This window comes from Arcobacter suis CECT 7833, assembly GCF_003544815.1.
GTDB lineage: Bacteria > Campylobacterota > Campylobacteria > Campylobacterales > Arcobacteraceae > Aliarcobacter > Aliarcobacter suis.
Window position 1 is genome coordinate 2,606,100 of the sequence record NZ_CP032100.1, and the last position, 24,426, is coordinate 2,630,525.

A 24,426-nucleotide genomic window follows, 5' to 3' on the forward strand; every position below is an offset into this window, starting at 1 on the left:
TCTTATGATAAATAACTTAAAATTATGCACTTAATAACTATAACTAATCAAATGAGCAAATAAAAAAATGAACAAAAATATTTTTAGACCTTTTTTCAATGAAAATACCGATATATTAAACTTTATTAGATACAACACTATTGGAAAAAATAAAAAAGAGTATTTTGACTATACAGCTTCAGGACTTGCATTTAGACAAATAGAAAATAGAATCCATGATGTACTTGAAACTTATGCAAATACTCACTCTAAAGAGGCTTCAAATGCCGATAAAACTACAAACTATTATGAATTAGCAAGGTCTAGTTTAGCTTCAAATTTAGAACTAACAGAGGATTTTGCAATTCTTCCAAGTGGTTGTGGAACAACTGCTGCTATTAAACATTTTCAAGAGTTGTTAGGACTTTATATTCCCCCAGCAACTAAAAAAAGATTTGGTTTTAAAATAGATATAAAAACTGCTCCATTGGTAATAGTAGGACCCTATGAACACCACTCAAATGAAGTTTCATTTAGAGAAGCATTATGTGAAATACAAAGAATAGATTTGGATAAACAAGGTTTAGTTGATTTAAATCACCTAAAAGAGGTTTTAGAAAAAAACAAACATAGAGAAATAATAGCTTCATTTTGTATAGCTTCAAACGTAACAGGAATTATTACTCCTTACGAAGAAATCTCTAAAATGCTACGAGAATATAATGCAATAGTTTGTTTTGATGCAGCAGCTTCAAGTCCATATATGAACATTCCATCTCATCTTTATGATGCTATGTTTATGTCACCACATAAACTTCTTGGAGGTCCTGCCTCTTGTGGTTTATTGATTATTAGAAAATCTTTAGTTGACACAACTATTCCTCCTTCATTTTCAGGTGGAGGAACAGTTTTATATGTAAATAAAACTTCACAAACTTATCAAAAAGATATAGAAGCAAGGGAAGAAGCGGGAACTCCTCCAATTTTACAATTTATTCGTGCATCTTTGGCATATCAACTTAGAAATGAAATAGGTTTTGAATTTATAAAAAAACAAAAAGATGCACTAAAAGAGTATTTCATTAGTGAATTAAAAAAGATTCCAAACTGTGAAATCTACGGAAATCAAGAAGCTTCAAATATAGGAATTGTCTCTTTTAACATAAAAAGTTTAAGTCCCTATGATTTATGTAATCGTTTATCTTTAGAAGATAATTTCCAAACAAGAGCTGGATGTTCATGCGCTGGACCTTATGGACATGATTTACTTGGAATTGAAAAGTTAGATATGAATAATCGACCAGGTTGGGTTAGAATCTCTATTCATTTTTCACAAACAAAAGAAGAGATTAAAAATTTAATTGATGGGATTAAAAAGATTATTCTTTAGTTTATTATTAATAAAAAGGAAGCCAAAAAGATTTGGTTTCCTTTTTTTAAGTTAGAATTTGTAGTTAATTCCTGCAAACATAGTAGTTGAATCTTCAATTTCCATTTTGGCAGTCATATCAATACCTGAATCAGTCCAATTGAATGTTTTATCTATATTATATTTTGTATAAGCTAATCCTACTTCAAATTCTACATTTTTCGTAATATCATAAATAGCCCCAACTTGAGCACCATAAGCTAATCCTGACATTTTTGCTGTTCCAAGTCCATCAATATTTATTTCTTTATATTCTCCATTACCAATATGAACTCCAGCAAGTAATCTGAAATCATTATTAATAGGAATTAAATAGTCATAATTACCTAATATAACTGTAAAATCAGTATCTTCTCCTGTGAAGTTTGCATGAGATAAAGAAATTCTATGAGTTTTATCAATAATAATACCTGCTTTTAATTTTAAAGAAGTATCTGTCATATCATCTGATACATTTACAATTGTTCCAGAAGAACTCGAACCATTAACTTTATAATTTGCAGCTCCTCTCTCAGCTCCTGCACCTAAGAAATATTGCAAATCCATTGCTAACATTGATGTACTAGCAGCAAATAAACTTGCAGTTACTATTATTTTTTTCATTTTTTAACCTTATTTTTTATTTTCTTAAACATAAAATTATATGTTCCATTTTATTATATCTATCATATATATTATTCTGTTTTTTCCTATTGTTTTCTACAAAGATAATTTTTATTAGTATAATATTGTAACATTATATGTTATATTATGCTTATTTATTACTATTAAAGCTTTCAATTGACCTATAATAAATTAATTTTAAAATTACACAAAAACTACATACTTCATTTAAACTTCATTAACCAACAAAGCATACAATCCTACATGAATTTCATAATATTTTTTTGCATCTTTTTTATTGCTTTTGCTTTTCAAACTTTGATAATAAAAAAGCGTCTTATAAATAAACTTGATTTTACTTATAAGACCAAAAAATATCTTAGCCTAATTTTATATATCACTTTTTTGGGTGTGATTTTATACCCAATGGCTAGGTATTTTCCAGTAGTGCCAAACTGGCTCTATTTTGCACTTTCATTGCCAATTGGGGTGATTTTTCTAACATTTATTATTACTTTATTACATGAAATCATCTCATTTGGAATTAACAAAACCCCATTCAAAAAAAATCGAAGAGAATTTTTCAAAAAAGGCTTAGACATTGGTGCTATCTCTTTTGTGGTTGCAACAAATGCAAAAGCTATAGATAATGCTAGAAATATTGAACTTGAACTTGTAGATGTAAAAATAAACAACTTAGCCCTACCCTACACCATTATTCAAATAAGTGATATTCATATTGGTGGACTAATAAATAAAGAATTTATAAAAAAACTTGTTGATAAAATAAATATTTTAAATGGAGATATTGTTGTAATCACAGGTGATTTAGTAGATACAAAATTAGAATTTGCAGAACCCGCACTAAATGAACTTAAAAATATAAAATCAAAATATGGAACTTATTTTATAGTTGGAAATCATGAATATTTCCATGGAGTTAAACCTATCATTGATTATGTAAACTCTTTGGGAATAAAAACTTTAGAAAATGAAAATGTTTATATAGGTGAAAAAAACAAAGGTTTTAATCTCTGTGGAGTTTATGATATATTTGGATTTAGATATGGTGCTTATGAACCAGATATTAATATAGCTTTACAAAATATTGAAAACTCACCAACTATTCTTTTAGCTCATCAACCAAAATATATAATACAAATTGAAGATACAATAAAAATTGATTTAGCTCTTTGTGGACACACCCATGGTGGACAAATTTTTCCATTTAATTTTTTAGTAAAACTTGAACAACCTTATGTAAAAGGTCTTCATCAGCACAATGAATTCACACAAGTTTATGTAAATAAAGGCACTGGATTTTGGGGTCCACCCATGAGACTAGGCGCTAGTAGCGAAATTACTATTTTAAAACTTTCTTAATTCTAGGCTGTATCACTTATATACAGTTATTTAATAAATTTACTTATCTTATTCATGTATAATAATTTTAATTAAAATAAAAGGATTTTGAATGTCTTTGAAAGTAGTAATTTCTCATAAAACTCACTATAAATATGATAGAGCTATATCTTTGTCTCCACATATTATAAGGTTGCGTCCAGCTCCTCATAGTAGAACTCCTATTGAAGCTTATTCTTTAAAAATCAAACCTGATAATCACTTTTTAAATTGGCAACAAGATCCATTTGGAAATTACCAAGCAAGATTGGTATTTCCTGAAAAAACTAAAGAATTTGAAATTGATGTTGAAATCATTGCAGATTTAATCACATTAAATCCTTTTGATTTCTTTGTTGAAGATAGTGCTACAAACTTTCCTTTTGAATATAAGAAAGATTTAAAAAAAGAGTTAAAACCTTATTTAAAAATTGAAGAAGATGGCAAATTATTAACTGAGTTTGTTGGTAAAATTGATAAAACAGAAAAACCAATTATTGATTTTTTAGTTGAAGTTAATCAAAAAATTAACCAATATGTAAACTATACGGTAAGACTAGAACCAGGTGTTCAAACTTGTAAAACTACTTTAGAAAAGAAATTAGGTTCGTGTAGAGATTCTGCTTGGCTTTTTGTACAAGTTTTAAGACATTTAGGACTTGCAGCACGTTTTGTATCTGGATATTTAGTTCAATTAACAGCCGATGTTAAATCACTTGATGGACCAAGTGGTCCTGAAGCTGACTTTACAGATTTACATGCTTGGACAGAAGTTTATATTCCAGGTGCTGGATGGGTTGGACTTGATAGTACAAGTGGATTATTTGCAGGGGAAGGTCATATTCCATTAGCTTGTACACCTCATTATAATAGTGCCCATGCAATCGAAGGATTTAGTGATAAATGTGAAACTGAGTTTGAATTTGATAATAGTGTTACAAGAATTTTTGAATCTCCAAGGGTTACAAAACCTTATAAAGAAGAACAATGGAAAGCTATTTATGACTTAGGTTTCAAAGTTGATGAAGATTTAGAAAAAAATGATGTTCGTCTAACAATGGGAGGAGAACCAACATTTGTTTCTATTGATGATATGGAATCAGCTCAATGGAATAGTGAAGCAGATGGTGAACATAAAAGAGAATTAGCAACAAAACTTGCAAGAAGACTTTTAGAAACTACAACAACAGGTGGACTATTACATCATGCCCAAGGAAAATGGTATCCAGGTGAACCACTTCCACGATGGCAAACAACAATTTACTGGAGAAAAGACAAAAAACCAGTTTGGGAAAATCCAGCACTTCTTGCAAATAAAAATGATGTTTTTGAGTATACAGCTTCTGATGCAAAAAACTTTTTATCAACTCTTGCTTCTGTTTTAGGTGTTAGTGATGAAAATATAAGTCCAGCATTTGAAGATCCAATCTATTATATTATGAAAGAAGCTGAACTTCCTATTGATATTGACCCTTTAAAATATAATTTAAAAGATCCACTTGAGAGAAAAACAATTGCTGAAAAATTAGCACAAGGTTTAAATAATGAAGTTGGATATGTTTTACCTTTAAATTTTGGAGTTACAAAATGGATAAGTTCAAAATGGGAATTTAGAAGAAATCACCTATTTTTAAGTGCTGGAAATTCACCATTGGGATTAAGACTTCCATTAGAATCATTAGTAGTAAAACCACCTATTGAACTAGAAAAAAGTTTTGAAACAGACCTTTTTGCCTTTGCTCCAGAGCTTGGAGATTATATTAAAGATGTGAAAAAAAGAGCGAAAAAAACTAGTAAAAAAACAACTGAGAAATTTAATTCAAACACTTTTGTAAGAACTGCAATTACATCTGAAATTAGAGATAGTAAACTTTGTATTTTCCTTCCTCCAATTGAAGATACAGAAGTATTCCTTGATTTAATTGCTTCAATTGAACAAACTGCAACTATATTAAATTTATCAGTAATAATCGAAGGTTATGAACCACCACACGATTTAAGAACAGATAGAATTAAAGTAACTCCAGATCCAGGTGTTATTGAAGTTAATATTCAACCTGCAACTTCTTGGAAAGAGTTAAGTGATAATTTACTTGCACTTTATGAAGATGCTAGACTTTGCCGACTTGGAACTGAAAAGTTTATGATTGATGGAAGACACACAGGAACAGGTGGTGGTAACCATGTTACTATTGGTGCATTAAAACCTAGTGATTCTCCACTATTAAGAAATCCTCAATTACTTAGAAGTTTAATCACATTCTGGCAACACCACCCAGGTTTATCTTATCTATTCTCAGGGGCATTCATTGGTCCAACTTCACAAGCTCCAAGGGTTGATGAAGGACGTCCTGAAAATCTTTATGAACTTGAAATTGCCTTTTCTCAAATTCCTGAGCATGGAGATGTACCATTTTGGTTAACTGATAGATTATTTAGACACATGTTAACAGATATTACAGGAAATACTCACAGAAGTGAGTTTTGTATAGATAAACTATATTCTCCTGATAGTAGTACGGGTAGACTTGGTATCTTAGAGCTTAGAGCTTTTGATATGCCACCTCACTCACAAATGGCACTTTTACAAATGTTATTAGTTCGAGCTTTAGTATCTTGTTTTTGGCAAAAACCATATAAACATGATTTAGTTAGATGGGGAACAAGATTACATGATAAATTTTTACTTGAACATTATGTAAAAGATGATTTAAAAAGTGTAGTTCAATACCTAAATGATGAAGGTTATGAGTTTAAACTTGATTGGTTTGACCCATTTTTTGAATTTAGATTCCCATTATATGGAATGACAATGATAGAAGGAATGCCAGTTGAAATAAGATCAGCAATTGAACCTTGGCATGTTTTAGGGGAAGAATCAAGTTCTCAAGGAACGGCTAGATATGTGGATTCATCGGTTGAGAGATTACAAATAAAAATTGAAAACTTCAACGAAGAAAGATACATAGTAACTTGTAATGGAGTTCAAGTTCCCCTATCAAAAACAGATATTGAAGGAGAGTTTGTAAGTGGAGTAAGATACAAAGCTTGGCAACCATGGTCAGCGTTGCATCCAACCATTAAAGTTGATACACCTTTAACTTTTGATATAATAGATAAATGGAATACTAGATCTATTGGTGGGTTTAATTATTTTGTGGCACATCCAGGCGGAAGAAGTTATGATAGTTTCCCTGTAAATTCTTATGAAGCTGAATCAAGAAGAATAAATAGATATTGGGACTTCAATCACTCTCAAGGTGAAATTGAAGCTTACGAGCCATCAATTTCAGGTGAAGCAAACACTATTTTTGCAGTGGAAGCAACTAGAACTTTAAAAAACACCAAAGGAAGTAAAAAACTTCTTTTCAAAGAAATGCCAAAAAATAAAGAGTATCCTCATACATTAGATTTAAGACAAAGGTGGATTAAAAAGTAAATGTCAATTTTTGATAGTTGTAAGTTAGAATCATCATTTGATGAGATGTTTGATGCCCAGTGTAATGTAAAACCCCATTGGAATGAGATTAAAAATGGTTTAGATAATGCAGGAATTAAACAACTAGAACAAAAACAACTAGAAATTGATTGGAGACTTGAAGATAACGGGGTTACTTATAATATTTATAATGATCCTGAAGGAAATAATAGAAGATGGAATTTAGACCCTATTCCTATGGTTTTAACATCTGCTGAATGGGATGAAATTTCAAAGGGTTTAAAACAAAGGGCAAAACTTTTAAATCTAATTTTTAAAGATTTATATACTGAACAAAGATTAATAAAAGAAGGAATTGTTCCTGCTGAAATCATCTTTGCTCACAAAAGTTTTATTCCTGAAGTTTTTAATTTTGAGAATATTGATTATTACTCTATGAGATTTTATGCAACAGATATAAGCCGTGGTCCTGATGGTAAATTTTGGGTTATAAATGATAGAACTCAATCACCATCAGGTCTTGGATATGCTATAGAAAATCGTCTTACGATGAACTCTATATCAAATGATTTATATCCAAATGTTGAGATTTTAAAAATGGCAAAATTTATAGAGGGTTTTAAAAATATGTTAAAATCTCTCTGCTCTTCCAATCAAGATAATCCTTTAATTGCACTTTTAACTCCTGGTCCTTTAAATGAAACATATTTTGAACACTCGTATATTAGTTCTTTTTTAGATTTAACTCTTGTTCAAGGGGAAGATTTACTTGTGAAAAACAACCAATTATGGTTAAAAAGTTTAAATGGTTTACGAAAAGTTGATACTTTATTAAGAAGAGTTGATTCACAATATTGCGACCCACTGGAACTTAGAAATGATTCACAACTTGGAGTGGCTGGACTTGTAAATGTAATTAGAAAACATAATTTATCAATGATAAATCCAATTGGTGTTGGTATTTTAGAGAATATTGGACTAAATCCTTTTATGAAAAATATTGCCAAATATCTATTAGATGAAGAGTTAATATTGCCACAAATCGCAACTTGGTGGTGTGGACAAAAAAATGAACTTGATTTTGTACTAAAAAATATTAAAAATCTAATTATCAAAAAAATAGATAGAACTGATAATATAGAAGTATATTTTGCAAATAAATTAAATGATGAAGATTTAAAAAACTTAATAGAAAAAATTCAAAACAATCCACACTATTATGTGGGTCAAGAAATAATAGATTTTTCAACAACTCCTTCTTTTACAAAAGGAAAAGTAGAACCTCGAAATACAGTAATTAGAGCTTTTTCATATTTACATGAAGATAAATATCATGTAATGCCAGGAGGTTTGATTAGAGTTTCTCCCACAAAAGACTCTTTAGTTGTATCAAATCAAAAAGGTGGAACAAGTAAAGATTTATGGATTCTTGGTAAAAGTGATGATTTTTCTGGAAATAATATCTTTAAAAATAGGTCGTTTATTGATTCAAGATTAGAAAATATTTCAACAAAAAGAGCAGAAAATCTTTTTTGGTTAGGAAGATATTTAACAAGAGCTATAACAACGGCTAGAATGATTAGATTTAATTTAAAAAATATGCTTAATCTAAACAGATATGATGATAATACAAACTCAAGAAAAACAAATAGAATTTTAAATATTGCTTTAACCCATTTAACTATGAGTTATCCAGGATTTTTGGATGAAAAATCTATTTTTCCGTTAAAAGAGATTATCTCATTAATTAGGGACAAAAACAGAGTTGGAACTCTTAGTTTTACCCTTGATATGTTATCAAACCTAAATTCTAGTGTAAAAAATCTTCTTGCAATGGAAGCTTGGAGAATTTATGAAAGAATGCAAAAAGAGTGGAATACTTATAATAAAAAAGAGTTTCTTACAAATAAAGATCACATAAATGAACTTGATAAATTATTGATTTATTTGATGGCTTACAAAGAATTAATTGATGAAAGTATTTTCAAAGAACAAGGTCTGATTTTATATGATATTGGTTGTAAAATAGAGACTTCTCAACTATTAATTTCAAAATTAAGATCTTTGCTTACTCAAAAACTTGATAAATTAATTGAATATGACGTTTTAGATTCTATGTTAAACTCTTATGAAAGTTACAACTCATATAGAGCTTATTATAAATCATCATTAGCTTTAGAAAATGTATTAGACTTTTTAATATTTAATACAAAATATCCAAAATCTTTGATTTATATAATAAACCAATTATTAGCCGATTTAAAAGAACTTCCAAAAAATATTGATAACTCTCACCTAAGTAGTTTTGAGGAGCCTGTATTTAAAGTATTTTCTATGATTACTTTAACAAATACCAAAAAACTTTTGGAAACTCCTGAAGATGAATATGTATATAAAGAATTGGATGAATTTTTATCAATACTTTCTGATTTATTAACACAAACATCTGAAGAATTAACAAAAACATATTTTTCACACTACAACGAGTAACTATGATTTATGAAATATACCACGAAACAAAATTCGATTATGTCGCTCTTGTAACTTTTAGTCATAATTTAGCAAGATTAAAACCTAAAGATTCTAATACTCAAAAACTATTAGAATACTCTTTAAAAATAGAGCCAACACCTTATGAAACAAATGAATTTTTAGATTATTTTGAAAATACAAATAATTTTATGCTTATTAGGGAAGCCCATAAAAGCTTAAAAGTTATTGCAACTTCAAAAGTTGAAAGAATTAAAGAAGAAATAGATAAAGAGTTAGATTTATTAAAAGATATAAAAACCTCTGTAAAAGATTTGAAACAAAGACTCAGTTCTTATCATCCAGATGATGTTTTAGCAAAATATTTTTTATTTGAAACTGACTCTATTCCTATGCCATCAGCAGAAATAAAAAAATATGTTTTAGAATCTTTTGATGAAAATAGAAATATTATTGAAGCAACTAATGAATTTATGGCAAGAATTTTTAATGATTTTAAATTTGTTTCAGGTTTTAGTGATATTACAACTCCAATTGAAGTGATTTTTAAAGAGAAAAAAGGGGTTTGCCAAGATTTCGCACAATTTGCAATTTCAGCACTTAGAAGTATTGGAATTCCTACACGATATGTGAGTGGTTATATACAAACTCTTCCAGCCCAAGGAAAAGAAAAACTTTTTGGAGCAGATGCTTCTCATGCTTGGTTTTCTATTTATATTCCTGATTTTGGTTGGGCTGATTTTGATCCTACAAACAATAAAATTCCAAATGAAGAGTATATAATATTAGGATATGGAAGAGATTATTTAGATATTTCTCCTTTAAAAGGAGTTGTTCAAAGTAGTGGAAATAGTTCGTTGGGTGTTAAAGTTGATGTTAAAATCTTAGCAGATTAGAAGAGTTTAAAAACTCTCCCACTCTGCGTCATCTTTTGTTTTAGTTTTAGTTGCAGTCACGTGATTTGACTCATGTTTTACAGCTTTTGGTGTTACTTTTGTGTTTGATACTATTTTACTTTGGCTTTCAGCAGCATGAATAGCTTTTGCAGCAGCCTTTACGCTCTTAGCCTTAACCTCGTTTTTACCTTTGAATTCTTTTTCATCAGCATTTGATACAACTAATTTCGCTATTTGGTCTGTTAATACTGCTACATCATGTGTTTGACTTGCTACCATAGCATTTTGTTGTGTTTGTTGATCTAATTGATTTACTGCATCATTTATTTGTTCAATTCCTAGTAACTGTTCTTTTGAAGCATTTTGTATATCTTGGATTAGATTTATTGTATGAGTAATATTTTGATTTAACTGTTTATATCCTTCTATCATATTCCCAGCTATTTGTTTACCTTGATTTGCTTTTGTTGTTGCGTTTTCAACAATAGATTTTATCTCTTTAGCTGCTTCTGCTGAACGAGATGCAAGATTTCTTACTTCTGCTGCAACAACTGCAAATCCTTTTCCAGCTTCTCCAGCGGTTGCTGCTTCTACGGCTGCATTTAAAGAAAGAATATTTGTTTGGAATGCTATTTGATCTATTACACTTATTGCTTCATTTATTGCATTTACTTGTATATTTATTTCATCCATTGAAACTGTTGTTTGATTTGCTAGTTTTTCACCATGTGTTGCAGAGGCTGTTACTTCATTTGAAAGGCTTGCCATTTTTGAAATATTCTCTGTATTATTTCTAATATTAGAAGTTATCTCTTCAATAGCTGCTGCTGTTTCTTCTAAAGAAGCTGCTGCTTCATTTGAGCTTTGATTTAATTTATCTACATTTACAAGAAGGATATTTGAGCTTTCATCTAAAGTCAATCCATTTGTTTTATTTTCAACTAACATTTGAGTAATTGAGTTTTGCAAAGTGTTAATACCTGTTACTAATTTCTCAAATAATCCACCTCTTTCATCATTTGGGTGCATATTTAAAGTTTCTAAATAGTTAAGTCTTGCATATTGTTCTAAAATATCATCAACTTCTGCAAATCTATCTCTTGTACTTTTTATCATTTGGTTTACATTATTTTTAAACTCTTCTAAAGAAGCATTTGAAGTTGACTTTTCTATAAATTGTCCATACCATCCATTATTTACTCTTGTCATTACTACTTTTGCATCTTCGATTAAGGCCACATCTTGGTTTAATGTATTTTCTATTTGTTTTATATTTTCATTTACAAACAGTGCCATCTCTCCGAATTCATCTTTTGCACTATCTTCTAGTAATGAAATCTTTGTTGTTTTTTTGTTTAAATAATCAAAGAAAGATAGAAGTCCATTTTTGAAATCTGTCAAAGACTTAGTAACGATATTTGAAATTAGTAAAGAGAATGCTATAAATACTAAAACTGAAACTATTACTAAAATTAGTAAAATATTGTTTAATAAACTATGTGCTTCATCTTTTAATTGTAAAGCATTTTTATTTATCTCTACTATTTTACCTTCTAAAACCACTCCTGATTCTGACATTGTTTTAATAGTATTTTTTATTTGTTCTGTTTCTTCTTTTATACCATTATTTTGATTTTCTATTATTTTTGATACGACTATATTAAAGTTATTAACATATTCTTTCGAAGAAACTAGTATTTCACTACTCAATTCTATATTTTTTGGAAAAACTAATTTCGCTTTTAATTCCAGTACAGATTCATCTAATGCTTTAAAGTTATCTATTACTTTTTGTTTATTTACATCATTTGGAGTTCTTAAAAATTGATAAACAGAAATTCTTCCTTTTAACAATTGTTGAATAAACTCTTCTGTTTGTATTGCCACTTGATTTCTTGAATTCTCTAATCCACTATAGTGAAAATATACAAATCCCGATACTACTACTATTATTACAAACATAAATGGAAACAATAAAAGTTTCATTTTTGTGTTTATGTTTTTTATCATTATTTTTCCTAATAAATTAATATTCTACATTATATACTATTTTTATTACATTTAGTTGTAGAAAAATAGCATAGAAATAGCAATTTTTATACAATAATCTATAAAAGTACTATATTTAAACAGTTAAATAATTTAATAATTAACTTATATGTTATTTATTAATAAAATAATAACTAATGAATTTAGATAAAAAGATATATTTATGATAGATAAATTTAAAAAAAATTAGCTCAAAATATGTTAGATTTATTTATGTTAAGTTAATAAGATATAGAAACAAAGATTAGCTAAAATTAGCCTATCTTTGCAATTCTAAAAGCAACTGCATGTTCATATATCAAAGAATTACTATAAAAACAAGTAATCATTCCATTACATGGAGCTAAAAATTGATGAATAACTTCACCTTCTAAAGAGTGTACTATTTCCCCAATAACTTGGTCTTTTGAGACATAATTTCCTGGAAGTTCTTTTGAAATAAAAATACCACTTCTTGGTGATTTTACAACATCTATAGAGTTTCTATCAATTACAGTTGATTCATAACCATTAAAAATATGATAATCAACTATTTTTGTTTTATCCATAAATCTAATCATTGCTTGATTTATTTGACTTGCAATTTTTTTATCAACTTGATTATCACTTGGACAGATAATTGAAAATGCTTTTGTTCCCCAAAGTTGCCAATTATATTGTAAAGTAACAGTATCTATTGATTTCATAGTTCTGTGATGAATCATTTTAAAACCAAACTCTTTTGCACTTTTTAAATCTTCATATCCACTTTTATATAGTTTTATATAAGGTAGACAAGTTGCTGGATCTGGTCTTCTTTCAAGAATAATTCCATAATCATAACCACTAATTGCATCAAATACTTTTTTAGCAATTCTTTGAGTAGTTTCGCCCAACTCATAACCTGGGAACATCATATTTATATCTGTGTTATCTAAAGGCCAAAATCTTTTTCCAATATTTAAAGCATAATGATTAATTGATGGAATTATTAAAACATCACCTTTTATTTTCTCTTTATCAATCTTATTTTTGAAAAAATCAACCATTGTTGAAGCACAATATAAAGGTAAAATTGAATCCCCTTCCATTGCACCAACAATTGCAACTTTAGGAGCTTTTGGGTTTGTTCCTTTAAATAAATAACCTTCTACAACTAATGGAGCTCGACTTAATGATTCAATTCTTAGTATTTCAATTTTTTCCACTATTATCTCCAAAAATTCTAGCTATTAAAGAACCCTCATAAACAACTGGATATTCTCTTAGAGTAAATAATATTCCATCATTTGGAGCAAACAATGTAGCATGGATAGTTCCAGTTAAAGGATCAACAATATCCCCTATTTTTTCATCTTTTTTGATAATTGCACAATGGTCAAGTGCAGGAACAAACAATCCACTTTTTGGTGCATTTAGATAATAAACTTCTCCAACTTCTGAGTTAAAGGCTTCTCTTACAATAAAATCATCTTTACACTCAATAATGCCTTCTTTTTTCATAAGGTTTAAAATACCCAATAATAATTGATGTCCATAAGCTTTTGTAAGTCTCATTCCAACACCCATTTCAACAACCAGTGTTTTTGTGCCCATAGAATTCATAGTGTGTGAAAAAGTTGATTCTAAAACTGTAACAGCATCATGAATCCAAATAAAATCACAATTTAACTCTTTAGCAAGGGGCAAAGTAGATTTTGAGAATTCTTTATTTATTCTAATTTGAGGAATTTCTCGTAAGAAAATATTACTTGAGTGAATATCAATAGCAATATCACTCCCTTTTACATCATTTGCCAAAGCATGAACAACTTGTCCGGGCAAAAATTCATTTGCACTTCCTGGAAAAGTTCTATTCAAATCAACATCATATAAAGGAAATCCTCTTGTTATCGTATCTACACCCAAAGAGTTAACAGCTGGATAAACATCAATTATCCCTTTTATTTTATCACTATTATTATTTAGCCAATCAGATAAAAGATATATAACTAATTGACCTTCTAACTCATCTCCATGGATTCCACTTACAATTGAAATTCTTTTTATTTTATTTTTCGATTTTTCTAAAGGTTCAAATCTAGTTCTTTTTATAGATAATTTTTCGCCTACTGGTAATTCAGATGTAAAAATCTCTGTTGTATTCATTAATCCTCAACTATTATTTTATTAATCTTAGCATTTATAGAGTTCATTATTGTTTCATGAGACTCGTTTTTATCATGAGGCACAAATTTTGATGCTGGTGCTAATCTAGTTACAATTTTATCTATTTCTTCCATAATTACAAGTGAAAATTCCTTGTCTTCTCCCAATCGTAAATGGAAATCAACTTTTTCAACAAGTTTCCCAAGTCTTATAAAATAATCACTTGTATTTCTATGTTGTTTTCTTGTTAATTCACCCCAAACTTCACTAATTAAAGATTGAATTTTATCAATAAATTCATAATCCAAATCAAAAGTATTATTACAAGAGTGTTTTAAAAGAGTTGATAATTCTATTACTGAACCAAAAGCTTCTGTATCCATAACACTTCGGCAAGTAATTGCGTTTTCTCTTACATAACTCATTAAAAGACTTAAATTTGCTTCATGATTTCCACAAATTCCAGCTTTTAAGAACTCTTTTGCAGTTGAATACTCAATATCAATATCTAACTTTTTGTAAAAATCTTTTCCTTTTTCTTTATCCGTATCAATTACCGCATCAAAGGCAATTACAACTTCAATTAAAGTAGCTTCGATTCTCTCTAAATATCTTCCAAACCAATATAAATTATTCGCCACATTTGCTGTTAATAATTGTTCCATTTTATGCCTCCATAACCCAAGTATCTTTAAATCCACCACCTTGAGATGAATTAACTAAATAATTTCCAGCTTCCATAGCATATCGTGTAAGTCCACATTTCCAAACCTTTGGTTCATCACTCATTACAACATAAGCTCTAAAATCGGCTTTTCTTGGAACTATTTCATCATTTAAATAACACTCTTCATCATAAAACTCTATTAACTCTTGAGCTATAAACCTTCTAGGATTTGCTTTAATAATAGTTTTCAAATCTTCTAACTGAATTTTTGTCATAGAATGACCAAACATAACACCATAACCACCTGCTTCTGCCACATCTTTGATTACAAGTTTTTCCATATTATCAAAAACATATTTTTTATCTTCTTCAAAATAAGGTAAATATGTTGGTGCATTATCTAAAATAGGCTCTTCTCCTAAATAATATTTAATCATTTTTGGAACAAAATAATAGATACCTTTATCATCAGCAACTCCATTTCCTGGGGCATTCATAATGGCTACATTTCCAGCTAAATATGATTCCATGATTCCAGGAACTCCTATTAAACTCTCTTCATTAAAGAATTTTGGATCTAAAAACTCATCATCAAGCCTTCTATAAACTGCTCCAACTCTAACTAATCTTCCATCATAATTTTTAAAATATAAAATTTTATTTTGTACAACTAATTCATTATTTCTTACAAGTTGAGCGCCTGATTTTTTTGCTAAATATGCATGTTCATAATAAGCTGAATTAAATCTTCCGGGAGTTAAAACTACATTTATTCCACCACAATTAACATAATCCATAGATTCTTTTAACATAGATGGATACTCTTTAATAGGTTTGATTTTTAATTTTTCAAAAAACTCTGGATAGATTTTTCTATAAGTATCTCTAATTGATAAAGGATAACTAGCTCCACTTGGAACTCTTAAATTATCTTCTAAAATAACCCATTTATCTGAAACTGTATCTTTTACTAAATCGATTCCATTAATATGTGTTCTGATTTTTTTTGAAGGAGAGAATCCTTGAAGTTCTTTTAAATACCCTTTTGCTTGGTAAATAAACTCTTCAGGAACAACATTGTCTTTTATGATATTTTTTGTAGTATATAAATCTTCTAAGAATAAATTTAAAGCTTTTATTCTTTGACTTAAACCTCTATCGATTATATCAAACTCTTTTGTCTCTATAATTCTTGGTATTACATCGAATGGTAAAGATCTTTCAATAAAATTTCCATCTTTATAAAGATTGAAATTAACAGCAAACTTATCCATATACTTTTGGAACTCTTTTATTTTTTGTCTATCTTGATTTGAAAAGGTTTCCCAAAAAATTTCAGATACACTACTTTTTTCATTACTCAAATTACACCTCCTGAACTGATAAATTCTAGTCTCATTTGTCTGAAAATAAACTAAATTATTCTTTTATCAAACAATTTGGTTGTATAATTATTATACATAAGTTTATGATTATTTTATATTATCTAAAAAAAAAGGGAAAGGATAAAATATCCTTTCCCTTTTAGAAAATAAGTAAAAAAATAGAAATTAGTTATATTTCTCTTTTTTTGCAGTTCTTTTTCTAACTGTTGGGTCAAGTTCTCTTTTTCTAACTCTAACAGAAATAGGAGTTACTTCAACAGCTTCATCTTCTTCAATCCACTCTAAAGCATTTTCTAAAGACATTGATCTTGGTGGAACTAATTTAATAGCTTCATCAGCACCTGATGATCTAACATTTGATTGTTGTTTACCTTTAGTTGGGTTAACATCTAAATCATTATCTTTTGCGTGTTGTCCAATTACCATTCCAACATAAACTTTATCTTGAGGTTTAACAAACATAATACCTCTATCTTGTAAATTGAAAATTGAATATCCAACAGCTTCACCAGCTTCCATAGAAACTAATGCTCCGTATTTTCTTGATTCAACCATTCCAGAATATGGTCTAAACTCTAAGAATGAGTGATTCATAACACCCTCACCTTTAGTTTCAGTTAAGAACTCTGTTCTAATACCAATTAAACCACGTGCAGGAATTTCAAACTCTAATCTTGTATAACCAGCACCCATTGGTACCATATTTGTCATATTAGCTTTTCTTTTTCCAAGTTTTTCGATAATTGCACCTGTATGCTCATCTGGTAAGTCAATTACTAAATGCTCAAATGGTTCAGTTTTAACACCATCTTCAATTTTTGTAATAACTTCTGGTCTTCCGATACAGAACTCAAAACCTTCTCTTCTCATATTCTCAGCAAGAATACAAATTTGAAGTTCCCCTCTTCCGTTTACTCTAAATTTACCTTCACCAATTTGCTCATAATTCATAGCAATATTAGTATTCATTTCAGCTGCTAATCTTTCGTTAATTTTGTTTGAAGTAACAAATTTACCTTCAGTTCCAGCTAATGGAGAATCATTTACAGCAAATGTAACAGATAAAGTTGGCTCTTCAATGTGCATAGGGTCTAGTGGCATTGGATTGTTTGGATCACATAAAGAATCTCCAACATCAATAGTTTCAAAACCAGCAACGGCAACGATATCACCAGTTCCAGCTGTTTTAATATCAAATCTTTCCATACCTTTGAATCCAATAAGTTTAGAAACTCTTCCTTTTACTTTTTCACCATCAGCTTTAACTAAAACTACAGTTTCACCCATTGAAATAGTACCGTTGAAGATTCTAGCAATTCCGATTTTTCCAATGAAGTTATCGTAATCTAGTGTAAATACTTGTAATTGTAAACCATTTTCATCAGAACCAACTGGTTTTGGAACTTCAGTTAAAATTGTTTGAAATAATGGAGTTAAATCTTTGTTTTCGTCAGATAAAGCTAATTTTGCATAACCATCACGAGCTGCTGCATAAACAACTGGGAAATCTAATTGTTCTTCAGTTGCATCCATTTGAGCAAAAAGGTCAAATACTTCATCAACAACTCTATCTGGATCTCCACCTGGTTTATCAATTTTATTGATAACAACGATTGGTCTATGTCCTAATGATAAAGCTTTTTTAACAACGAATTTTGTTTGAGGCATAACACCTTCTTGAGCATCAACAAGTAATAAAACAGAGTCAACCATTTTTAAAACCCTCTCAACTTCTCCACCAAAGTCAGCATGGCCTGGAGTGTCGATGATGTTAATTCTTACACCTTCATAATCAATAGCTGTATTTTTAGAAAGAATAGTAATACCTCTTTCTTTTTCGATAGCATTGCTATCCATTACTCTTTCATCTACATTTTGGTGTGAAGAAAAAGTTCCTGATTGTTTTAATAACTCATCTACTAGCGTAGTTTTACCGTGGTCAACGTGTGCAATTACTGCGATATTTCTAATGTCTCTCATATATTCTCTTTGCATAAATTTTCGCGATTATACTAAAAAATAGCTTAAATAGACAAATCAATACACAAAAGCCTTAAAATGTAATCTATTTGTCCAATTATGAATTTATTTTCATAATTTGTTAATTACATATTAACAAAATACAAATATCATTACAGCATCTAATTCAAAACAAAAAAGGCTTTTTTTGAAACCATTTTCACAATATAAATTAATAGTAATAAGTGCTATATTATTTACAGTTTTTTATAACTTTTCATTTTTTAAAAACATATTAACTACTTATTCTTTTGAAGGTATGAATATACTTTATATATCTTCTATTATGATTTTATTTACAAGCTTGCTTATATTTTTATTTACTCTTTTATCTTCAAGATATACAACAAAAGCTCTTTTAATTACTGTTTTATCTATTTCTGCATTTACAGCTTATTTTATGGATACTTACCATGTAATTATTGATGATAGTATGATTAGAAATACTTTACAAACTAACCTTGAAGAATCAGCAGATTTGTTTAGTATTAAACTAATTATTTATACTTTTTTTCTAGCAATACTTCCTTCTTATTTGATAATAAAAACTAAAATAGTTTATAAACCATTTAAACAAGAACTTTTAGCAAAACTAAAAACCATTCTTTTTTCTTTAGCAATTATTTTAATAATATTATTTAGTTTTAGTAAATTTTATACTTCATTTTTTAGAGAACATAAGTCATTAAGATTTCATACAAATCCAATTTATTGGATTTACAGTATAGGAAATTATGTTAATAAAACATTAAATAGTGATATAACAAATATCCAAGTTATGGGAGTTGATGCCAAAATAGCTACTGATGAGAGTGGAAATTTAGAAAAAAAAGAATTAATTATTATGGTTGTAGGTGAAGCTGCACGAGCAAATAGATTTTCATTAAATGGTTATGAAAAAGAGACTAATCCTTTATTAAAAAAAGAAGAAATTACAAATTTTCCAAATATGTACTCTTGTGGAACTTCAACTGCTGAATCGGTTCCTTGTATGTTTTCTATATTTGGTAAAGCTGATTATGATTATAAAAAAGGAATATCAACTGAAAATATTTTAGATGTTTTAAAACATACAAATGACATACAAATTTTATGGAGAGATAACAACTCTGATTCAAAAGGTGTTGCACTAAGAGTTGATTTTGAAGATTTTAGAACATCAAAAACAAACACTATTTGTGATGAAGAGTGTAGAGATGAAGGAATGTTAGTTGGACTTGATAAATATATTGAAAAAAATAAAAACAAAGATATTTTAATAGTTCTTCATCAAATGGGAAATCATGGACCTGCTTATTATAAAAGATACCCAAAAGAGTTTGAAAAATTTACTCCTGTTTGTAAATCAAATCAATTAGAAGATTGTACAAAAGAAGAAGTTAGCAATGGATATGATAATGCAATTTTATATACTGATTATTTTTTATCTAAAGTAATCAATTTCTTAAAACCTTATTCAAATAATTATGAAACGGCTATGCTTTATATGAGTGATCATGGGGAAAGTCTTGGAGAAAATGGACTTTATTTACATGGTCTTCCCTATTTTATGGCGCCAGATGAACAAAAACATATTGGTTCACTCATGTGGTTTGGTGGAAAAGATATAAAAGAAGATATTGATATTGAAAAACTATCAACATATAAAGATGAAACTTTTTCACAAGACAATCTATTTCATACTTTGTTAGGTTTATTTGAGGTTGATACAAAAGTTTATAAAAAAGAGATGGATATTTTATACAATGCTAAAAAACCTGAATAATCATATATTAATTACAGCTTTTTTATTAATAGCTGTAATTGCTCTTTTTCAATTTAGTAATTTAGATATATTTGTTCAAAACTTTTTTTATAACTTTGAAACAAAAAATTGGATTATAGATAAAAATGAACCTATTTTAAAATTCTTTTTTTATGATGGAATTAAAAATTTACTTATTTTATTTGCAGTAGCTATTTTATTTTCTTTAATTTTTTTAAGAAAAAGAAAATTTGTGCAAGAATATAAAAAAGGTTTAATTATTGTTTTATTAGCAGCTATTTTTGTTCCTTCAATTATTGGGTCATTAAAAGCTATTTCAAATACTCCATGTCCTTGTAATATTATTCATTTTAATGGAACTTATCCTGAAATTAAAGCTTTAGATTCTTATCCAAAAGATTTTGTACAAACTTCAAAAGCAAAATGTTGGCCAGCAGGTCATGCAAGTGGTGGTTTTGCACTTATGGCTTTATTTTTTTTATTTAAAACTGCTAAAAATCAAAAAAGAGCATTAATTGGTGCTTTAATAATTGCTTGGAGTATGGGAACATATAAAATGCTTTTAGGTGACCATTTTTTAAGTCATACAATTATTACTATGTTGTTAGCTTGGCTTATTATTCTATTAATAGTAAAATTCACACAATTTAAACAAAAGGTAACCCTTGAGAAACCAACCAAAATATAATTTTTTTAAAAATACCTCTTATGCATTAAAAGGATTAGTTGATTTAATAAAAACAGAAAAATCTTTTAAAATAGAGTTAGTTATCACTCTTATTTTATTTCCTGTGATTATTTTTATTGATACAACTCTTACAAACAAAGCTTTAATGTTTATCACTTTAATGGGAATGTTAATAGCTGAAACTACAAATAGTGCCATTGAAAGAGTTGTTGACTTAGTAACTTTAGAACATCATGATATGGCAGGACGAGCTAAAGATGTGGGAAGTGCTATTGTTTTTTTAAGTATTTTTATTTTTGTTGTTACTTGGACAATACTTTTAATAGATATTTTATAAACTTTGTCAAGAAATTGTAAATAAAACTCACCACAAAACTTTAAACTATTCCTTTATACTTCTTTTATATTAGAAAAGGAGAAAAGAATGAAATTTTTAATACTTGCAGCTTTAGTTTTTAATTTCGGATTTTCAGCAGTTGTTGATGATTATTTAAGCTCTTTAAAACAAGAAGTTTTAAAAGAGAATCCTAAATTTACAGCTTTTGATGCCAAAAGAGGTGAAGAAATTTTTACCTCAAAACATATGGGTAAAAAAGGTAAAGAGATTGCATGTACGTCTTGTCATGGAATAGATTTAAACAAATCAAGTGAAAACTTCTTTACAGGAAAAGTTATTGAACCACTTTCGCCAAAAGCAAATCCAAAAAGATTTACAGATAGAGCGGAAATCGAAAAATGGCTAAAAAGAAACTTTAATGATGTATATAATCGCGAAGGAACTGCCCTTGAAAAAGGTGATGTAGTTACTTATATATTATCTAAGGATCAAAAATGAAATATTTAGTTTTTTTACCTATTTTTTTAAGTTTTTTATTTGCAGATGATGGTTTTAGTACAAAAGCAGATGTTGCACCTGTAAACAATCAGCTTTATATAAAAGAGTGTGGAAGTTGCCATTTTCCTTATCAAGCAGGATTACTTCCTGCAAATGCATGGAATAAAATGATGGCAAATTTAGAAAATCACTTTAATAGTGATGCAAGTTTGAGTCCTGAAAATTTTCAAACTATTTCAAAATATCTAAATGATAATAGTGCTGAAAAAAATATGCAATATAAAAGAAGTAATAGAATTGTTTCTAGTTTAAATGCAAATCAAGTTCCTGATTCAATTTCAACAGCTCCTTATATGATTAAAAAACATAGGGAAATAAGAAAAGATTTAATAACTCAACCAGAAGTAAAAGGCTTATTTAACTGTATTGCTTGTCACACAACGGCTAATAAAGGAATGTATGGAGAAAGAGATATAAAAATCCCAAACTTTGGTAAATGGGAAGATTAAAAGGATAAATAATGCAAAAATCATATATTTGGTCATTACCCACAAGAGTTTTTCATGCTTTGTTTGTAATATTCATACTGTTGACTTTTTTGAGTGCGCAAGAAGATCAATGGTTAAATATTCACGCTGTGATTGGTTATGCTGTTTTGATTTTGGTATTGTTTAGAATATGTTGGGGATTTTTTGGACCTAAATACTCTTTATTTAAAGATTTTCCATTAGGAAAAACAAATATAAAAGATTTTTTTAATCACATTTTTGAAGAAAAGTTAAAATATGTAGGTCACAATCCACTAGCTTCTTATGTGATGATTTCTATGTTTGTTGTAGCAATTTTGGCAATAATAACAGGTGTTTTAGCCTTTGGTATTCAAGAAGGAAAAGGAATTCTTTCTTTTCTAAATAGTTCTTTTTTTAAGAAAATGGAACTTTTTGGTGAAATTCATGAATTCTTCTCAAGCCTATTTATAGCTTTAATAGTTGCTCATGTTGGTGGAGTTTTAGTTGATAGATTTTTACATAAAAAACAAGAAACTTTAAACTCTATAGTTACGGGTTATAAACTTACAAGTGAAAATGAAAGTATAAAATTAAACATTTATCAAAAGATGTTCTCCCTTCTTATGTTTATATTTTTTATTGGATTTATTATCTTTAATATTTATAATCCAAAAAATATTTTAGTTGCTTCGAAATATGAAGCAACAGACTACAAGACACAAAATGAACTTTTTGTAAACGAGTGTGCATCGTGCCACACTCTTTATCCCTCCCAATCTAATGCCAAAAAAATCATGGGAATTAATTATGTCTGATTTAGAAAATCATTTTGGTGATGATGCTTCTTTAGATGTTGAAACAAATAAAAATATTTTGGCTTTTTTACTTAAAAATAGTGCAGAAACTTCTACAATGGAAGCTAGTTTCAAATTTTTACAAAGCACAAAAAATCAAGATATAATAGCCTTGAGCAAAACAACTTTTTGGGAAAAAACCCACAAAGATATACCAAAAGAAATTTTTGATAATGAAAAAATAAAAAGCAAAGCAAACTGCAAAGCTTGTCATAGTGATATTGAAAAAGGATTAATTGAAGATGAAAATATTAAAAATCTTTCTGATTTTAAGTAGTTTATATCTATTTTTAAATGCTGATGATGACCATAAAAAATATAAACATTCATATAAAAATCTTGATTTTTTACATCTAAATCCTACTCAAATGGAAAAAATAAAAACTATTTTAATTGATTTTAAAAAAGAGTATAAAACTTTTTATGAATACAAAGAAAATCAAGAAGATTTACTTGAAGATTTGATGGAAGATAAAAATTTTGATGAAAAACAATATCTTAAAATCATAAGTGATATAAAAATAAAAGCAGCTATTTTAGAAGTTGAAAGATTAAAAAAAATACACGCAATATTAGATGAAAAACAAAGAGAAGAATTTGCAGAATATTTGGAGGAGTGGGAAATTGAATAAAAAAGTTTTATTAATTGAAGATGATTTACAAATGCAAAAATTTATATCTGAATATCTCAAAGATTATGGATTTGATTGTACAGCTTTTGCTCACCCAAAAGATGCTATTGAAAATTTTAAACATGAAGAAAATTACGAAATAATAATACTTGATTTAATGCTTCCTGATATGGATGGTTTTGATTTATTTAAAAAACTAAAATCCATAAGAAATATTCCTATTATTATCTCTTCAGCACGAGGTGATATAGGAAATAAAATTCATGGTTTTGAGTTAGGAGCTGATGATTATTTAGCAAAACCCTATGAACCAAGGGAATTGGTTTTAAGAATTGAACATATCTTAAAAAAGAGTTTTAATAAAACCATTAAAATAAATGATTTTATAATAGACAAAGAAAATAGAACCGTTTTATTGGATAATTTTCCAATTGATTTTACAAAAATAGAGTTTGAAATTTTTGTTTTCTTAAGTGAAAATCTAAATAAAATCTCATCGAGAGAACAAATTCTAAATGCAACTTCATTAGATATAAATACAAAAAACAGAACCATAGATATGCATATTTCAAACATAAGATATAAAATAGGTGACGATTCAAAAAATCCTAAATACATAAAATCTGTTTGGGGTATTGGTTATAAGTTTGTAGGTTAAA

Annotated in this window: 21 protein-coding genes; 14 read left to right on the forward strand and 7 right to left on the reverse strand. The window is 28.2% G+C overall.

Annotated elements, in window-relative coordinates; all coding sequences use genetic code 11:
• Positions 1-67: 67 nt before the first annotated feature.
• Positions 68-1,369: an aminotransferase class V-fold PLP-dependent enzyme gene (locus ASUIS_RS13365; RefSeq protein ID WP_118887570.1), complete on the forward strand. Its 1,302-nt coding sequence runs from the start codon at positions 68-70 to the stop codon at positions 1,367-1,369.
• A 51-nt stretch (positions 1,370-1,420) separates the two neighbouring features.
• Here ASUIS_RS13365 and ASUIS_RS13370 read toward each other — a convergent pair whose 3' ends face one another.
• Positions 1,421-2,011 carry an outer membrane beta-barrel protein gene (locus ASUIS_RS13370; protein ID WP_118887571.1) on the reverse strand — a complete coding sequence of 197 codons (591 nt, stop codon included), beginning with the start codon at positions 2,009-2,011 and terminating at the stop codon, positions 1,421-1,423.
• Between the two features lie 264 nt (positions 2,012-2,275).
• Between ASUIS_RS13370 and ASUIS_RS13375 the strand changes: the two genes are divergently transcribed.
• The 4 genes from ASUIS_RS13375 to ASUIS_RS13390 all read left to right on the forward strand — a co-directional run bounded on the left by ASUIS_RS13375 (position 2,276) and on the right by ASUIS_RS13390 (position 10,237).
• Positions 2,276-3,394 (forward strand): metallophosphoesterase, encoded by a 1,119-nt coding sequence (locus ASUIS_RS13375; protein ID WP_118887572.1) that lies wholly within the window; start codon positions 2,276-2,278, stop codon positions 3,392-3,394.
• A gap of 91 nt (positions 3,395-3,485) precedes the next feature.
• Entirely contained in the window at positions 3,486-6,851 is a 3,366-nt protein-coding gene (locus ASUIS_RS13380) for a transglutaminase family protein (RefSeq protein WP_118887573.1), read from the forward strand.
• Positions 6,852-9,341, forward strand: a complete 2,490-nt coding sequence (locus ASUIS_RS13385; protein WP_118887574.1) for a circularly permuted type 2 ATP-grasp protein — start codon at positions 6,852-6,854, stop codon at positions 9,339-9,341.
• A gap of 2 nt (positions 9,342-9,343) precedes the next feature.
• On the forward strand, positions 9,344-10,237 hold the full coding sequence (locus ASUIS_RS13390) for a transglutaminase family protein (protein WP_118887575.1): 894 nt from the start codon (positions 9,344-9,346) through the stop codon (positions 10,235-10,237).
• Positions 10,238-10,243: 6 nt separating this feature from the next.
• Here the strand turns inward: ASUIS_RS13390 and ASUIS_RS13395 are convergent, their stop codons facing one another.
• The 6 genes from ASUIS_RS13395 to typA form a co-directional block, all read right to left on the reverse strand.
• Entirely contained in the window at positions 10,244-12,247 is a 2,004-nt protein-coding gene (locus ASUIS_RS13395; RefSeq protein ID WP_118887576.1) for a methyl-accepting chemotaxis protein, read from the reverse strand.
• Between the two features lie 293 nt (positions 12,248-12,540).
• Positions 12,541-13,473, reverse strand: a complete 933-nt coding sequence (locus tag ASUIS_RS13400; RefSeq protein WP_118887577.1) for a M14 family metallopeptidase — start codon at positions 13,471-13,473, stop codon at positions 12,541-12,543.
• Positions 13,460-14,413 carry a M14 family metallopeptidase gene (locus ASUIS_RS13405; protein WP_118887578.1) on the reverse strand — a complete coding sequence of 318 codons (954 nt, stop codon included), beginning with the start codon at positions 14,411-14,413 and terminating at the stop codon, positions 13,460-13,462. Before ASUIS_RS13405 ends, ASUIS_RS13400 begins: the two co-directional genes overlap by 14 nt.
• Entirely contained in the window at positions 14,413-15,078 is a 666-nt protein-coding gene (locus tag ASUIS_RS13410) for an alpha-E domain-containing protein (RefSeq protein WP_118887579.1), read from the reverse strand. The genes ASUIS_RS13405 and ASUIS_RS13410 overlap by 1 nt, the downstream gene beginning before the upstream one ends.
• 1 nt (position 15,079) lies before the next feature.
• A complete protein-coding gene (locus ASUIS_RS13415; protein WP_118887580.1) occupies positions 15,080-16,444 on the reverse strand; it encodes a circularly permuted type 2 ATP-grasp protein in 1,365 nt (454 codons plus the stop codon).
• 186 nt (positions 16,445-16,630) lie between these two features.
• Positions 16,631-18,445 carry a translational GTPase TypA gene (gene typA / locus ASUIS_RS13420; protein ID WP_118887581.1) on the reverse strand — a complete coding sequence of 605 codons (1,815 nt, stop codon included), beginning with the start codon at positions 18,443-18,445 and terminating at the stop codon, positions 16,631-16,633.
• Between the two features lie 187 nt (positions 18,446-18,632).
• Here typA and ASUIS_RS13425 point away from each other — a divergent pair, with 187 nt between their 5' ends.
• From ASUIS_RS13425 to ASUIS_RS13465, 9 genes are all read left to right on the forward strand, one after another.
• Positions 18,633-20,249 (forward strand): phosphoethanolamine transferase, encoded by a 1,617-nt coding sequence (locus ASUIS_RS13425; RefSeq protein ID WP_118887582.1) that lies wholly within the window; start codon positions 18,633-18,635, stop codon positions 20,247-20,249.
• A complete protein-coding gene (locus ASUIS_RS13430) occupies positions 20,230-20,937 on the forward strand; it encodes a phosphatase PAP2 family protein (RefSeq protein ID WP_118887583.1) in 708 nt (235 codons plus the stop codon). Before ASUIS_RS13425 ends, ASUIS_RS13430 begins: the two co-directional genes overlap by 20 nt.
• Positions 20,915-21,274, forward strand: coding sequence for a diacylglycerol kinase (locus ASUIS_RS13435; protein ID WP_118887584.1), 360 nt, complete (start codon positions 20,915-20,917; stop codon positions 21,272-21,274). The genes ASUIS_RS13430 and ASUIS_RS13435 overlap by 23 nt, the downstream gene beginning before the upstream one ends.
• A gap of 87 nt (positions 21,275-21,361) precedes the next feature.
• Positions 21,362-21,772, forward strand: coding sequence for a DUF1924 domain-containing protein (locus tag ASUIS_RS13440; RefSeq protein WP_118887585.1), 411 nt, complete (start codon positions 21,362-21,364; stop codon positions 21,770-21,772).
• Positions 21,769-22,281, forward strand: coding sequence for a diheme cytochrome c (locus ASUIS_RS13445; RefSeq protein WP_118887586.1), 513 nt, complete (start codon positions 21,769-21,771; stop codon positions 22,279-22,281). The genes ASUIS_RS13440 and ASUIS_RS13445 overlap by 4 nt, the downstream gene beginning before the upstream one ends.
• Before the next feature lie 11 nt (positions 22,282-22,292).
• Complete coding sequence (locus ASUIS_RS13450) at positions 22,293-23,096, forward strand: cytochrome b/b6 domain-containing protein (RefSeq protein ID WP_118887587.1); 804 nt, start codon at positions 22,293-22,295, stop codon at positions 23,094-23,096.
• Entirely contained in the window at positions 23,089-23,412 is a 324-nt protein-coding gene (locus ASUIS_RS13455; protein WP_235659481.1) for a diheme cytochrome c, read from the forward strand. Before ASUIS_RS13450 ends, ASUIS_RS13455 begins: the two co-directional genes overlap by 8 nt.
• Positions 23,378-23,767, forward strand: coding sequence for a Spy/CpxP family protein refolding chaperone (locus ASUIS_RS13460; protein WP_118887589.1), 390 nt, complete (start codon positions 23,378-23,380; stop codon positions 23,765-23,767). Before ASUIS_RS13455 ends, ASUIS_RS13460 begins: the two co-directional genes overlap by 35 nt.
• A complete protein-coding gene (locus ASUIS_RS13465) occupies positions 23,760-24,425 on the forward strand; it encodes a response regulator transcription factor (RefSeq protein ID WP_118887590.1) in 666 nt (221 codons plus the stop codon). The genes ASUIS_RS13460 and ASUIS_RS13465 overlap by 8 nt, the downstream gene beginning before the upstream one ends.
• The last annotated feature ends 1 nt before the right edge of the window (position 24,426 follow it).